Below are 15,347 nucleotides of genomic sequence, written 5' to 3'. Positions count from 1 at the left end.
ATATAATTATCTCTACGCTACTAACATTCTAATTCCAGCTGTACTTACGCTTAATATCCCTATCACTAGTAAAATTAACGCCCATTTCCGCTCTGGTTTTCTATAATATAAAATCCCACTTATGAACATTACAATCAATCCACTTACTAGATTCACTAACAATCCATTAAGCATGAATGCCCTCTCCATCCATTACATTTAAGAAATATTCTTCTAAGGAACTATGTTTTTTATTAATACTTTCAATTTCTACATCGTTCATAATAAGCGCTTTTGAAATAGCTTGCTGCGTCGCCTTCAATTCATACACACGAATCATGTTTCCACTCATTATTTTGTAATTTTTTATACCGAGTTTATCTTCTAAAATATAAGCTGCACGCTTCACATCAGGAACAGTAATTTCAATGTACTCTGTTTGTTTTCCGTTAATACTCTTCATTGAAACTTCTTTTATTAGTTTTCCATTTTGAATCATACCGATTGTATCTGCCATTAGTTCCATCTCGCCTAAAATATGACTAGAGACTAATAACGTAATACCATATTCTTTGCAGAGCATTTTAAATAATTCTCTTAATTCTTTAATACCAATTGGATCTAAACCGTTAATTGGCTCATCTAAAATGAGTAATTCTGGCTTCGTCATAATCGCCCTTGCAATACCAAGTCGTTGCTTCATCCCTAATGAAAAATCTTTTACTTTTTTATCATCTATACCGTGCAGTTTTACTAAATGTAAAGCATGATCAATTGCGTTTTTATCGTAATAACCCATATATTCACAATGTAATTCTAGGTTTTCCTTCGCCGTTAATTTATCATAAAAGATTGGATATTCGATAATTGTCCCCATGCGCTTTAACAATTCATAAGATGTATCCGTTAACTTTTCACCAAAAATTTCAATATCACCGCTCGTCGGTTTTATTAAATTTGTGATCATTTTCATAATCGTTGTTTTACCTGCACCATTCGGTCCTAAGAAACCGTAAATCTCTCCTTTTTTCACATGCATGTTAACGCTAGAAATAACTTCTTTCCCTTTAAACACTTTCGTTAACTGATTCGTTTTTAATATATATGTCATGTCACTGTCTCCTTTCGCACTACCTTATACTTCTATAATAGACAACGGAAATCTCTTTTTTCTTACCCGTTCCTTACAAATTCCTTACGCTGAAAAAAAGCTTGTAGAATCTACTTCTCTACAAGCTAAAACAGCATCTTTTTTAATACGACTGTAAAAATCGTTTTTTCATACGGCTTACTAGAAAGATGTATTTTTCCATCCATCGCTTCCACAAGTCTTTTCGTAATCGTTAACCCTAAACCGCTTCCTTGGTACAATCTATTTCTGGAATCTTCAAGTGTGTACATACGCTCAAACACTTTATCAATATGAGATTCATCAATTCCTTTTCCTGTATCCCATACATCTATATACACACTCGTTCCATCATCTCTTAACGTCACACCAAGTGTCTTTCCATCGTCTCCATATGTAATTGCATTTGATATTAAATTATTCAATACTCTACCTAATACTTCTATATTTCCAAGTGCATATATATTTCTTTCTGGTATATCAATATGAACTTGAAACCCTTTCGCCGTCACTAAATCATAAAAAGATAAAATCTTCTCACGACAAACTTCATTCATATTTACTTTTGTCATCTCGATTGCCTTGTCACCAGATTCTAGTTTTGCTAAATCAAAAAACTTATGAATCAGTTCCATTACTTCTAGTGTTTTCACATGCACCTTTTCAAGTAATATTTGCTGTTCTTCTTTATTCATCGTTTTATCCTTATTTAACATTTCTGTATATCCAAGAATAACTGTTAGTGGCGTCTTTAAATCATGTGAAATATTTGAAAGCATTTTTCTCATCGAAATTTCTACTTTTGCATGATCTGCATTCGTTTTCTGTTTTGCATCTAATAATTGATTAATTGCCACTAATAATTTTTGCAATTCTAGATCATCTGTCATAACGAGTAACTTCTCGCCTGTTTGTCCATTTACAATACTTTCTAACTTTTCATATGTGTATCGTAAATTTTTACTACTATTTTTTCTCATTTTATATTGTATGTAAATGACACATAACAATATAAAAATAATACCTATTAACAAATTGACCATATTACATCACTTCCAACTTATAGCCGATGCCCCATAACGTTTTAATATATTCTGGATTAGATGGATCACTTTCGATTTTCTCACGCAATCTCCTCATATGAACATTAATAACGTTATCATCTCCGTAATACTCTTCGTTCCAAACTAACGTATATATTTGCGCTTTCGTAAATACACGATTTTGATTCTTTACGAACAGCTTTAAAATCTCAAATTCTTTTAAAGTAAGTTTGAGTGGCTTTCCGTTTTTTTCAACTGTAAAATTAATTGGATCAATTGCTAAATCACCAATTTGAATCATCTTTTCTGTTTCTTCTGTAGCCGAATATTTCGTAGATCTCCGAATACCTGCCTTTACACGTGCAGCTAATTCAATCATAGAAAACGGCTTACAAATGTAATCATCCGCTCCAAGTCCTAATCCAACAGCTTTATCAACATCTGTATCTTTTGCCGACATCATTAAAATCGGAACAGCACTTTTTTCTCGAATGATTCGCACAACCTCTAAGCCATCTAGCTTTGGCATCATAATGTCGAGGATAATTAAATCAAATGAACCTTTTAAATATGTGTTCACGCCCTCTTCTCCATCAGACGCAATTGTTACTTGAAAGCCTTCTTTTATTAAATACTTTTCCACCATCTCTTGAATTGAAATATCATCTTCAACTAATAAAATATGATGTGACATATGTCTATCCCCTTTTTTACAAACATTAACATTTTAATTGTATCGTAACGAATGAACACTGTGAAGAATTATATGAATTTTCAAACCAACTTCCCTTCCTTCCTTAACAATGATATGATGAAATTCACTACTATTGTTCATAATTAACTTTATATAAAGGAGACTTATCATGTCAGAAAACAAAAAAGTAAGCTTAGCTGATTTAATGCGTGAACAACTTGCAAAGAAAAAGCAAGGAAATGGAAATGGTTCAAATAATACAAATCAAAGCCAAGCAACGAAAAAATTACAAAACCAACAAACGAAGAAAACAAACAACCAACGTAGACGTACAGGTGTATAAATGAACGGACAAAAACGGTCTAATATCGCACCCGGTCTTGAAGTTGATATTGTATTAAAACAAGATCAACGCACGGGTAAATTAACACGTGGAATTGTAAAAGATATTTTAACAAACTCTCCTTCTCATCCACATGGCATTAAAGTACGATTGCAGGACGGGCAAGTCGGTAGAGTACAAAATATCGTTCAATAAGAAAAGGAGCTCAAGTAAACCCGAGCTCCTTTTTCTTTATTATCCTTTAATTTTCTCGATGAAAACTACTTTTAAATAGTCTCCTTCTTTGAATTGATCAATGGTACGAAAATCTTCTGGTAAAGAATGTTCTTCTAATATTTTATATTTGCCATTCATTTCTTTAAATGCCGTATCGATAAATCCTTTAAACTTTTTCATATCAAATGCGCTACAGTTTGTAGAAGCAACGATAATCCCGTTATTTTCTGTAATCGCAATTGTTTCTTTTAATAAGTTTTTATAATCTTTCGCTGCACTAAATGTATATTTTTTTGATCGTGCAAAGCTTGGAGGATCAAGTACAACCATATCAAATTTCATCTTTTTCTTCGCTGCATATTTGAAGTAAAGAAAGACATCTTCTACAATAATATCTTGCGCTTCATAATCAACTTCATTTACACTAAACTGCTCAATCGTTTTGCTTAAACTACGATTTGCAAGGTCGACACTCGTCGTTTTGCTCGCTCCGCCAAGCGCTGCAAATACAGAGAAAGCACCTGTATAAGAGAACATATTCAACACTGTTCTCCCTGTCGCATATTTATCACGAATTTGTTTTCGAACGTTACGCTGATCTAAAAATACACCAACCATCGCTCCGTCGTTTAAATACACCGCAAAGTTCACACCATTTTCTTTTACGATAAGTGGGAACTCACCGCGCTCTCCTGCTACGAAATCATCGCCTTCAATGTATTTCCCTTTCGTATCAAAACGTTTTTTCTCATAAATCCCTTTAAAGTTTGCTACTTTTTGAAGAGCTGCTATAATCTCATCTCTGAAAGTATAAATCCCTTCACTATACCAACTTACTACGTAATAACCATCATAATAATCGATAATTAAACCGCCAAGACCGTCTCCCTCACCATTTAGGACACGGAATGCCGTCGTATCATTTGACTTATAAAAATGTTTTCGTTTATGTAAAGCAGATTTGATTTTACTTTCAAAGAAATCCTGATTAATTTGCTCTTTCTCTTTTCTCGTTAAAATCCAACCGTATCCTTTATTTTGCTTTCCATAATAGCCTTTTCCGATGAATTGGTTCTTTTCATCTACTACTTTAATAATAGTTCCTTCTTCTCGGACATCATTTAAATTTTGAATTGCATCTTTTAAAATAAGCGGGTATCCACTTTTAATTTCTTTTATAAATTTCGGTTTTATTTTTATAGTTACTTCAGATCGCATGTAATGTCTTCCTTTCCATTTGAATGCTTTCTATTAGTAGGAAGCATATAAAAAAGAGGCTAAAAAACAGCCTCGTTTCACTATACCATATTATTGCTTTGCTAGTACAACTAGCTCATCTCCTGGCATGACGGTTATATATTTATACAATGTTGAAAAAGTGAGACTACCGTCACTATGACGAATAAATAAAAGTATATCTTTCGAATCCCTTACTTCCTTGTTTATCTTTTCTTCTTCTGTAACTTGTATCGTTTTAAAGTTATACCCATCTTCAATTTTCCGATTTAACTCTTCGTAAATTTCATTTTGACCAAACAGTAAATGCGCTTTTTTCGAAAGAGAAATACGCTCTTGCTCAATTTTCCCCACATCATGAATTGGGAGTAAGAATGTATTATGATGTCCGAACTGCGGAACATACGTATTTGCGACTAAGACGTTATAAGAATCTGTATCAGTTACTGCAATTAAATATTCATACTGATTCATGTCTACTTCAAATTGTAACTGTTCTGAGAGAATTTGACCATTATAGGTCTTAACCCCTTTCACTTTTGCACATTGTAAATGTTCTTCTGATACATCTACGATCAAGGTTGGAATCCCCATCTCTTTACAGTGTGATGCAAAGGCAGATGAGAATGTACTCGCTCCTGAAATCAAGATTCCTGGTGGCTCTGTATTCGCCAATCCTAATTTCTTCGCTAAAAATCCGATAGAGAATCCATGAGCACAAACTGTCGTAATAACAAGTGCAAATGTAAGTGCCGTTAATATAGAAGCATCTTTATAGCCTTCTTGTAATAACTCCGTCGCAAAATAACTAGAGACAGTTAATGCAACAATACCACGCGGCGCAATCCAGCCAACTAGCGCCCGTTCTGATTTTGTTAACTCTGTACCAATTGTCGATACCCAAATCGATAAAGGTCGTACAACAAATAGCATCATAAGTACAAAGCTTATAATAGGCCAGCTGAAAATCTCCATAATAGTCGTCCTTGGGAGCGATGCTGTTAATATAATAAAAACGGTCGACGTTAGTAGCACTGAAATATTTTCGTTAAAATGACGAATATCACCGATAGAGGAAATATATTTCTTCATCCGTGCAAGCGTAATCCCCATTACTGTTACAGCTAGCATACCTGTTTCATGCATCACTTCATCCGCAATGCCGAAGCATAACAATACCGTAACGAGCAAAATCGGTGCCTTTAAATATTCTGGCACTTTCCCTTTTAAAATCATATAGCTCATAAAAATACTAAAAGCATATCCAAGCACCATTGCGAATAATGAACCAGCAAAGAAATACAGTAACGTATGTAATTGTACATTTTCTTTCGTTAAAAAATTTACAATTTGAAAGGCAAATACAGCAAGCAAAGCTCCAAATGGATCAACAATAATTCCTTCCCATTTTAAAATTGCAGCTGTTCTTGGCTTTAATCTTGCTTGGCGTAACAACGGAATAATCACCGTTGGGCCTGTCACAATAAAGAGGCCTCCAATAATAAATGCAACCGCCCAATCTAATCCAGCGACGTAATGAGCTGCAAGTGAGCCAGCAATCCACGCAATAAACGCACCTAACGTAACGATACGAAATACTGGTTTTGATAGTCCCCTCAGCTCACGTATATCTAAACTTAAACTACCCTCAAACAATATAATCGCAACAGAGAGTGATACGAGCGGACTAAAAACATCTCCAAGCACCTCTTTTGGATTAATAATACCGAAAACTGGACCAATTAATAATCCAGCAACCGCCATAACAACAATAGCAGGGAGCTGGAAGCGCCATGCGGTCCATTGTGAAGCAATACCTAACGTAATAATAATAACGATACTAAGTAAAAGTGATTCGACCATAATATCCTCCTTGTTTATAGTATTGCGACAGCAAAGTATAAACATTCTCTACTTCTACATATTTTCAATTAATTCTATTTACATAATATATAATCAAGTTAAATACATGGTCAACACATTCAACAGGAGGAAACCGTACTTCCACAAAAAAATATTATCATAATTTTAAATTACCATTGACATTGATAATGATTTTCATTATCATTTAATGTATATGAGTTCTCGAAAATAAAGGATACATTTATAGGAGGAATAAAACATGATTATTGTTACAAATACAGCTAAAATTACAAAGGGAAATGGACATAAATTAATTGATCGTTTTAATAAAGTAGGTCAAGTCGAAACAATGCCAGGCTTTTTAGGATTAGAAGTTCTTCTAACGCAAAATACAGTTGATTATGATGAAGTAACAATTAGCACACGCTGGAATGCAAAAGAAGATTTCCAAGGTTGGACGAAGAGCTCAGCATTTAAAGATGCTCACTCACATCAAGGCGGGATGCCAGATTATATTCTTGATAATAAAATCACTTACTACAATGTTGAAGTTGTACGTATGCCAATGGCTGCAGCACAGTAAACATAGTTCTTTTTTAAAGTATAGAGTATGAGAAGCGTTACCACTTCTCATACTCTATACTTTTTTATTTACTGTCTTTTTACTAGTTTCGCATGCACGACTAACCTTCCTGCTTCCGGGTCGAGTACATAGTCGCACGTCGAAAGTGTTACGATTTGATCACTTGCTGTCAATTTTGTATCCGTTTTGTACAGCGATTTCCCTTGAATTTTCTCCAAAAATGATGTGTATTCCATATCACTGCTAAAATCCGTTTCAATGTAATAAAAATCAGTTGTTGTTGTATACACCGAGAACACTTCAAGATCATATCCTTCAAATAATGTATCGTAATATAATTTACGATGCGACATGAAGAAATCTTCATCTAACATTTTCTTTAAACTTCCAAACATAGAACCGTCTTTCATACGGTGACCATATAAAATAGTATTTCGATTTTGAGATTTCACATCATTACGATAGTCCATAAAAATGCTTCCTGCTCTCATATCTTCACCTTTATAATTACGAAATAAATAGTAATCATTGTCTTTCGCTTGAACGATTGGATAATTAATTTGTGTATCGTCCATCGTAACCCATCCAACTATTTCTTGGTTAATTTGCTGCAGAGCTTTGAACTGTTTACGTACTTCCCCGTCTTGTGATTGCTCTTCCATCGGACTTTTTTCATAAATGTTTTGTGCTTCGGCCATTACTTTACGATTTTCATAGTAATCCATGAAAATATCACCTAATTCATATACTGAATAGAAAAAGGTACCTAAAAAAACAACTGTAAGTATTCGTTGAAAAAAAGAATTCTTCTTCCGTTCTTTTTTACTACTCAAATTATCACCTCAAAACGGATTGTTCACATATTTAAATACCCATTGGGACCATATACAATCCTGTATCTTCGTCTTGCTTTACAACGACATCTACACCGTATATCGTTTTTATCATACTTTCTGTCACAACATCATTCGGCTTACCTTTCGTAACAATCTCGCCGTCTTTCATAACGATGATATGATCACTATAGCGAATCGCCTGATTAATATCGTGTAATACCATAACGATCGTCAATCCATGTACTTCATTTAACTCTTTTACTAACTCTAATATTTCAAGTTGATAATAAATATCTAAATAGGTTGTCGGTTCATCTAAAAAGAGCATTGGTGTTTTCTGAGCTAACGTCATAGCAATCCAAACACGTTGTCTTTCTCCACCAGATAAAGCATGAATCTCTTTATCACGTTTACTTAACAAATTCGTACATGCTAAAGCCCTTTCGATTGCTTCTCTATCTTCATCAGTTTGCGAGGAAAAGATATTTTTATGAGGCATACGACCAAAACTTGTTAATTTCTCCACCGTCATATCTGCCGGCGCTTCATTTTGCTGGTGGACAACGGCTAACTTTCTAGCAAACTCTTTCGGTTTATATTGACTAATCGCCTTTCCATCCAGTATTACCTCTCCGCTACGAGGATCGTGATTTCTTGACATCACGCCAAGTAATGTCGATTTCCCACAACCGTTTGGACCAATAATTGTTGTAATTTTACCAAGTTCTATTTCACTACTAACCGATTTTAATCGATCCGTTACATTATCATACGAAAAGGTTACATTTTTAATTTCCATGAACTTTATCACTCTTTCTAAGCAAGAATATTAAGAATGGGCCACCAATAACCGCCATAATCGTCGCCGCTGGAATTTCGTTAGGTGGCACGATTAACCTTCCAATCGTATCCGCCGTCAAAATTAATAACGCTCCTGCAAGAGCAGAAAATGGAATTAATACTTTATGATCTGAACCGACTAATTGTCTTGAAATGTGCGGAACAAGTAATCCTACGAAAGCAATAACTCCTGCAATCGCTGTTGATACTGCCGCTAAAAGTACCGCAATAGCAGAGATAATAAGACGAACTCTCGTCACATGCAAACCTAAGTTTTTCGCAGTCTTATCTTGTAACGATAATAAATTACACCAAGCTCCTACAAATAGAGAAAGAATAAGACCAATTGTTCCATACGTAACCATTATTTCTACATCGCCCCACGTCTTCATCGCTATGTTAGAAGTCGTCGTTTGCTTAATACTCTTAATGAAATATCCACAAATCGTAATGAACGATTCATTTAATCCAGTGAACATTGCATTAATAGCTATACCAACTAAAATAATACGAAGCGGACTTAACCCTGACTTCCACGAAAATGCATAAACGAGATAACATGCGAACGCACCACCTAAAAAGGCGAATACTGGTGTCCAGAAAAAGAATTGCGGGAATAACGTAATAATAACAAGTGTCATAAAACTTGCTCCAGAAGATATCCCGATTACACCAGCGTCAGCAAGTGGATTTTTCATGACAGCTTGGAAGAGCACACCTGAAACAGCAAGAGCTGCTCCAGTAAATAGTGCAATAATAATGCGCGGGAAACGTAAATCTTTAATTACTTCAACATCTTCATTGGCCCCTGTAAATATCCCTTGTACAAGGTCCACTATCCCTATTTCTAAACTCCCTTTCATCGCTGACAATGATGTCATAACAATAAGCAATGCAGTAACAATGAGGAAACTCCAAGTTTTTTTATTCATTCCACTCTTCCTTTATATTAAAATGCATCACGGATACATCATTTTTTTCAATTCATCTAACGCTTCAATTGCTGCTAAATTTCCTGTCGTTCCAAATAAGCGCTCTTCTAAATCGTAAACACGGTTATTTTTAACCGCAGCGAAGTGCTTCCAAATGTCATTTGTTTTAAATTCTTTATCAAACATTTTTACAACTTCATCAGGCATGCCATGAGCTGCTCGTAAAATAATATCTGGATCAGCTTTCTTTAAATACTCTGTATTAGAAGCTAAATATTCTACTTGTTCACCTTGCACAATATTTTTACCACCTAATTGTTTCACTAAATCTCCAATATAAGAATGCTCTGTTGCCACTAAATAACTCCCCGGCACACCTAATAAAATAAGTACTGTCGGTTCTTTCTTTCCTTTTACTGCTTTTTTAATCTCTGCAACCTTGTTATCTAACTTCGTTACAACTGCTTCAGCCTGCTTTTCGCGTCCATATTGCTTACCTAAATCGCTAATGGAATTTTGCATATTTTTCAAGCTTGTTAAGTCTAAAAAGTTTGCTTTCGTGCCCACGCCATCAAAAACTGGCTTTAATTCATATTCAAGTGTTGTCACGGATAATACTTCTGACGGCTTTAATGATTTTACCTTTTCCATATCAGGACTCATCGGATTCCCGACTTCAGGTAAACCTTTATATCTCTTTGGTAAATCTTTCGTACTGGTTGGAACACCAATTAAATCTACTTCTAACGCATCCATAATTTCAGTAACAGCAACTGTCGTTGCAACAATTCTCTCTTTACTTTCACTTTTTACCTGTTTTGCTACTTCTTTTTTGGGTGCCGAGCATCCAGCTATACTCACTAATAAAATGATAGCCATTAGTACACTTGCAATTTTCTTCACTCTCAATCACCACTCCTTTCCAAACAATATGAAACAAGTCTTGATGCATGCGAGCATGCATCAAGACTTCAAAAATTACAATCTACCTGCTCTATATTTACGAACGAGTAAAACAAGTGATCCAAGTAGTAGCACCATGTATAAACCTAGTTGTGCTGTATCTGCTGTTTTTGAGTTTTTCTCTTTTTTTGAATCATTTTTTTGATCTTCTTTTTTCTTCTTATCATCTGCATTTCGGTTAAAGTCAGGATTATCTACTTTTTTTACATTATCTAATTTCGGTGTAATCACTGGATTGTTCGGATCTTTTTTTGGATCCTCTTTAATCGTTCCTAACGCACCAATGTTATTTGTATCAAATTGAATTTGGACATCGTAGAAATGATGGTAGTTCATTTCGTTGATATCAACTTTTACTTTTGCATTTAATTTTGCAAATAAATCACTTACTTCAAATTGCACTACTCTCGTATTTGCATTTTTATCTTCGCTTACTACTTTCGCGTCAGCAAAAAGACTGTTATTTTCCGTTTGGAATTTTGTAATCCATGCACTATTTTTCAACGTCATCTCAATGTATTTTTTACCATCTTTAACGATTAATTTTGCTGGATGTACAGTATAGTCATGCATCTTTGAAAGCTCATTTGTTTTATCTTTTAACACTTTAAATGGAATGTCATATTGACCATCCACTAAATTTTTCGGATCAACTATTACTTTTGGTTGATTATTTCCGCCTTGGTTACCGTTTCCGCCTTGGTTACCGTTTCCGCCTTGGTTACCGTTTCCGCCTTGGTTACCGTTTCCGCCTTGGTTACCTAAAACTTTAATACTATCTTGATCAAATACAAATTGAACATCGTAGAAATGGTGATAATTCATCGCATCAATATCTACTTTTACTTTTGCATTTAATTTTTTCGATAAATCATCTACTTCTAACTCTACTACTCTTGTATTTTGCTCTTTATTCTCACTTAACACTTTTGCGTTAACAAAAGAACCATTCTTTTCAAACTCAAATTTTGTAATCCATGTACTGTTCGTTAATGTAAATGATACATACTTCTTACCATCTTTCACTTTTAGTACAGCTGGACTCTTTGTATATGTGTTCATCATTGAAATTTCTTCTGTTTTATCTTTTAAAACTTTAAAACCAATACTGTATTCACCATCTTTAAGAGCTTTTGGATCAATGATTGTGTTATTATCTTGGTTATTGTTTCCACCTTGGTTATTGTTCCCGCCTTGGTTATCGTTTCCACCTTGGTTATTGTTTCCGCCTTGGTTATCGTTTCCACCTTGGTTATTGTTTCCGCCTTGGTTATCGTTTCCGCCTTGGTTATCGTTTCCGCCTTGGTTATTGTTTCCGCCTTGGTTATTGTTTCCGCCTTGGTTATTGTTTCCGCCTTGGTTATTGTTTCCACCTTGATTGTCATTTCCGCCTTGGTTGTCTAACGGTTTAATGCTACCTTTATCAAATGCAAATTGAATGTCATAGAAATGATGATAATTCATTGAATCGATATCTACTTTTACTTTTGCATTTAACTTTTTAGATACATCATCTACTTCTACTTCCACTACGCGTGTATCAGCTTTTTTATCTTCACTTAATACACTCGCATCAACGAACGAACCATTTTTCTCAAATTCAAACTTTGTAATCCATGCACTATTCGTTAATGTGAATGATACATATTTTTTACCATCTTTCACCTTTAACACGCCCGGACTCTTCGTATACGTGTTCATCATTGAAATTTCTTCTGTTTGATCTTTTAAAGCTTTGAAATTGATGCTGTATTCGCCGTCTTTAATTGTTTCAGCATCTGGATTCTTGTTTCCATCTGGCTTTTCTACTTCTGGCTTTTTATCACCGTCTGGTTGCTTTTCTTCGTCCTTAATTGGCTCAAGTTTTTCTTGATTAAATTGAAGTTGTAATTCATGCGTTTGTTTATAATTTTGTGATGCCACTTCAATAAATACTTTTGTATTTAACTTTTTAGATAAACTGTCTACTTCAAATTCTACTACTCTTGTATTTTTCTCTTTATCTTCACTTACTACTTTTGCATCAACAAATGAACCATCTTTTTCTGTTTGGAAATTTTTAATTGATGCGTTATCTGTTAATGTTACAGTCGCTTTTTTCTTACCGTTTTCTACTTTTAATACTGCTGGACTTATTACCTTGTCTTTCATTCTAGATTCTTCATCTGTCTTATCTTTTAACACTTTAAATGGAATGCTGTACTCTCCATCTGTAATTGTTTCAACATTTGGTTTTTCTACTTCCGGCTTTTTATCTTCATCCGGTTGTTTCTCTTCATTCTTAATTGGCTCAAGTTTTTCTTGGTTAAATAAAAGCTGTACCTCATGTGTTTGTTTGTAATTTCTTGATGCCATTTCAATAAACACTTTTGCATTTAGCTTTTTAGATACATCATTCACTTCAAATTCTACTACTCTTGTATCTTTTTCTTTATCTTCACTCACTACTTTTGCATCAGCAAATGCGCCATCTTTTTCCGTTTGGAAATTTTTAATTAATGAGCTACTTGTTAATGTTACAAGCGCTTTTTTCTTACCGTTCTCTACTTTTAATACTCCTGGATTTACCATGTAAGTATTCATCTTAGATTCTTCATCTGTTTGATCTTTTAACACTTTAAATGGAATGCTGTACTCTCCATCTTTAATTGTGTTAGAATTTGGTTGTTGATCTGGGTCAGGCTTTTGGTCGGGCTTCTGACTTGGATCTGGTTTTTCATTTGGATCTGGCTTATTAGCTGGGTCCTCTTTTTCATTCGGTTGTTCTACATGAATTGGTGTAATGCTATTTTGATCAAATGCAATGCGCACATCATAGTCATGATGATAATTTAAAAAGTCTATGTCTACTTTTACTTTCGCATTTAATACCTTCTCTACATCGTCCACTTCAAATTCTACTACTCTTGTATCTTTTTCTTTATCTTCACTAATTACATTTGTCGCAACAAACTGACCTGCTTTTTCTGTTTCAAACTTTGTAATCCATGAACTATGTTCTAACGTAAAGGATACCTTCTTCTTCCCATCCTTCACTTTTAAAGTTCCTGGACTTACAGAGTATTGATTCATCATAGATTCTTCATCTGATGTGTCCTTAAGAACTTTGAACCCAATTGAATATTCACCGTCAGCCAACTGGGTAGCTGCTTGAACTGCAAGTGGTTGTAATGTTGATACGAATGTAAATACCATTAAAAACATAGCAACAATAATTTTTACATACCTGTTCAATGGAACGACTCTCCCTTTTGAAAATTTTTTAATTATTTAATACTGTTCCCATCAAATACAAAACGAATATCATATGAAGCATTATAATTAATAATTGGGATATTAATTTTCACCTTGCCATTTAGTTTTTTTGACAAGTCAGCAACTTCAAATTCTACAACTCTAGTATTCTCTTTTGTATTTTCACTTAACACAGTAGCTTCTACGAATTGACCATTTTTTTCTACTTGTAAACTTTTAATAGAAGTACTATCTTTCACTTTGAATGAAACATATTGTTTTCCATCTTTAACTGTTAATGTTGCCGGACTTTCAAAATAACTATTCATTCTAGAAGATTCATCTTTATCGCCTTTCCATACAGTAAAAGCAATATTATATTTTCCATCAGCCAATTTTGTTGCAGCCTTTGCATCTTGTAAACCTAGTGTTGCTAGAAACGTAAATAAAACAGCAAATACGGCAATAATCATTTTAAATTGTTTAAACATATATTCATCGCCCTTCAAAAGATTTATTTATTTAACTTCACTTTACGAATTAAGAAGATACCTGAAATAAGAATTAACGCTGCAAATAATCCGATGCGTGCTTCATCACCTGTTTTTGGATTATCTGTTTTTTCAGCTTTTCCACTTTCATTTGTTCCTTTATTCGCCTCTTTATTTGCTTCTTTACTCTCTTCTTTCTTCACTTCTTCCTTTACTTTTGTCTCTGTTTTTGTTTGATCATTATTCTTTGTTGCAGCAGTTGTTTTATTTTCTCCACCTACCGCTTTTACATTTGCATCAAACGCAAAGCGAATTGTGTAGTTATGGTCATAATTTACGTTTGGTACAACAACGTGAATTTTTGCAGCTGCTGGTTTAGATAAATCGTCTATTTTAAACTCTACAGTTCTTTTATCTGCTGATTCATCTTTACTAACAACTTTTGCATCAATAAAATTTCCGTTCTCAGGTGCTTTAAATTCTGTAATCCAAGCACTATGATTCATCGGAATTTGTACTCTCATCTCACCATTTTTTACAACTAACTTAGCTGGTTTTTCAAAATAATCATTTGCCATTGAAGCTGAATCATTTTCCGCTTTTTGAATGACATAGTTAATATCATAAGTACCGTCAGCTAGTTGTGCTGAAACTTTCCCATATGGCATGACAAGAAAAGCTAGCATACATACGAACGTTATAATAAAAGCGGGTAATACAGAAATCTTTCTCATTTGGCTTACTTCCTCCTTGTTTATCTTTCATCCATACTTTTTTGAAAATGATAATTATTCTCAATTTATAAGAAAAAAATAATAATCCTCTACCATTATGTAATTGTAATTTATTTATGTACTGTAGATATTATTGATTATCATTCTCACTTGATGTTAAAAATAATATCCCTCTCTATTCCGTATAAAGAGCGATTCACATTTTAACATAAGTCCCTATCTTTTTTTGTT

16 protein-coding genes are annotated in these 15,347 nt (G+C 34.0%); 3 read left to right on the top strand and 13 right to left on the bottom strand.

Features of this window, described 5'->3' with window-relative positions:
- Window positions 1-12 precede the first annotated feature (12 nt).
- The 4 genes from KVT31_RS00865 to KVT31_RS00850 form a co-directional block, all read right to left on the bottom strand.
- A complete protein-coding gene (locus KVT31_RS00865; protein WP_170930153.1) occupies window positions 13-174 on the bottom strand; it encodes a hypothetical protein in 162 nt (53 codons plus the stop codon).
- Window positions 167-1,090 carry an ABC transporter ATP-binding protein gene (locus KVT31_RS00860; RefSeq protein ID WP_088097919.1) on the bottom strand — a complete coding sequence of 308 codons (924 nt, stop codon included), beginning with the start codon at window positions 1,088-1,090 and terminating at the stop codon, window positions 167-169. The genes KVT31_RS00865 and KVT31_RS00860 overlap by 8 nt, the downstream gene beginning before the upstream one ends.
- A gap of 125 nt (window positions 1,091-1,215) precedes the next feature.
- Window positions 1,216-2,151, bottom strand: a complete 936-nt coding sequence (locus KVT31_RS00855) for a HAMP domain-containing histidine kinase (protein WP_088097920.1) — start codon at window positions 2,149-2,151, stop codon at window positions 1,216-1,218.
- A 1-nt stretch (window position 2,152) separates the two neighbouring features.
- Window positions 2,153-2,845, bottom strand: coding sequence for a response regulator transcription factor (locus tag KVT31_RS00850; protein ID WP_088097921.1), 693 nt, complete (start codon window positions 2,843-2,845; stop codon window positions 2,153-2,155).
- A gap of 169 nt (window positions 2,846-3,014) precedes the next feature.
- Between KVT31_RS00850 and KVT31_RS00845 the strand changes: the two genes are divergently transcribed.
- Window positions 3,015-3,188 (top strand): hypothetical protein, encoded by a 174-nt coding sequence (locus KVT31_RS00845; RefSeq protein WP_001293584.1) that lies wholly within the window; start codon window positions 3,015-3,017, stop codon window positions 3,186-3,188.
- A complete protein-coding gene (locus KVT31_RS00840) occupies window positions 3,189-3,383 on the top strand; it encodes a YwbE family protein (RefSeq protein ID WP_001014310.1) in 195 nt (64 codons plus the stop codon).
- A 39-nt stretch (window positions 3,384-3,422) separates the two neighbouring features.
- Here the strand turns inward: KVT31_RS00840 and KVT31_RS00835 are convergent, their stop codons facing one another.
- Together KVT31_RS00835 and KVT31_RS00830 are read right to left on the bottom strand one after the other, a co-directional pair.
- Entirely contained in the window at window positions 3,423-4,622 is a 1,200-nt protein-coding gene (locus tag KVT31_RS00835; protein ID WP_088097922.1) for a class I SAM-dependent rRNA methyltransferase, read from the bottom strand.
- A gap of 90 nt (window positions 4,623-4,712) precedes the next feature.
- Window positions 4,713-6,503 carry a cation:proton antiporter gene (locus KVT31_RS00830; protein WP_088097923.1) on the bottom strand — a complete coding sequence of 597 codons (1,791 nt, stop codon included), beginning with the start codon at window positions 6,501-6,503 and terminating at the stop codon, window positions 4,713-4,715.
- Window positions 6,504-6,762: 259 nt separating this feature from the next.
- On the opposite strand from KVT31_RS00830, the gene isdG reads away from it, so the two are divergent.
- Window positions 6,763-7,086, top strand: coding sequence for a heme oxygenase (gene isdG / locus KVT31_RS00825; protein WP_087968424.1), 324 nt, complete (start codon window positions 6,763-6,765; stop codon window positions 7,084-7,086).
- 68 nt (window positions 7,087-7,154) lie between these two features.
- Here isdG and srtB read toward each other — a convergent pair whose 3' ends face one another.
- The 7 genes from srtB to isdC all read right to left on the bottom strand — a co-directional run bounded on the left by srtB (window position 7,155) and on the right by isdC (window position 15,116).
- Window positions 7,155-7,919, bottom strand: a complete 765-nt coding sequence (gene srtB / locus KVT31_RS00820; protein ID WP_088097924.1) for a class B sortase — start codon at window positions 7,917-7,919, stop codon at window positions 7,155-7,157.
- Between the two features lie 31 nt (window positions 7,920-7,950).
- Entirely contained in the window at window positions 7,951-8,721 is a 771-nt protein-coding gene (locus tag KVT31_RS00815) for an ABC transporter ATP-binding protein (protein WP_088097925.1), read from the bottom strand.
- Entirely contained in the window at window positions 8,711-9,694 is a 984-nt protein-coding gene (locus KVT31_RS00810; protein ID WP_088097926.1) for a FecCD family ABC transporter permease, read from the bottom strand. Before KVT31_RS00810 ends, KVT31_RS00815 begins: the two co-directional genes overlap by 11 nt.
- A 27-nt stretch (window positions 9,695-9,721) precedes the next feature.
- Window positions 9,722-10,603 (bottom strand): heme ABC transporter substrate-binding protein IsdE, encoded by an 882-nt coding sequence (gene isdE / locus KVT31_RS00805; RefSeq protein WP_140392560.1) that lies wholly within the window; start codon window positions 10,601-10,603, stop codon window positions 9,722-9,724.
- A 69-nt stretch (window positions 10,604-10,672) separates the two neighbouring features.
- The gene (locus KVT31_RS00800; RefSeq protein WP_088097928.1) at window positions 10,673-13,891 is read right to left on the bottom strand and encodes an NEAT domain-containing protein; all 3,219 of its coding nucleotides are present in this window, start codon (window positions 13,889-13,891) and stop codon (window positions 10,673-10,675) included.
- Window positions 13,892-13,923: 32 nt separating this feature from the next.
- Window positions 13,924-14,382 carry an NEAT domain-containing protein gene (locus tag KVT31_RS00795; protein WP_088097929.1) on the bottom strand — a complete coding sequence of 153 codons (459 nt, stop codon included), beginning with the start codon at window positions 14,380-14,382 and terminating at the stop codon, window positions 13,924-13,926.
- A 23-nt stretch (window positions 14,383-14,405) separates the two neighbouring features.
- Window positions 14,406-15,116, bottom strand: a complete 711-nt coding sequence (gene isdC, locus KVT31_RS00790) for a heme uptake protein IsdC (RefSeq protein WP_088097930.1) — start codon at window positions 15,114-15,116, stop codon at window positions 14,406-14,408.
- Between the last annotated feature and the right edge of the window lie 231 nt (window positions 15,117-15,347).

The organism is Bacillus sp. GbtcB14 (assembly GCF_019091205.1).
Classification (GTDB): domain Bacteria; phylum Bacillota; class Bacilli; order Bacillales; family Bacillaceae_G; genus Bacillus_A; species Bacillus_A cereus_AG.
Note: the sequence above shows the minus strand (reverse complement) of the source record. Positions and strands in the feature narration are given on the sequence as shown.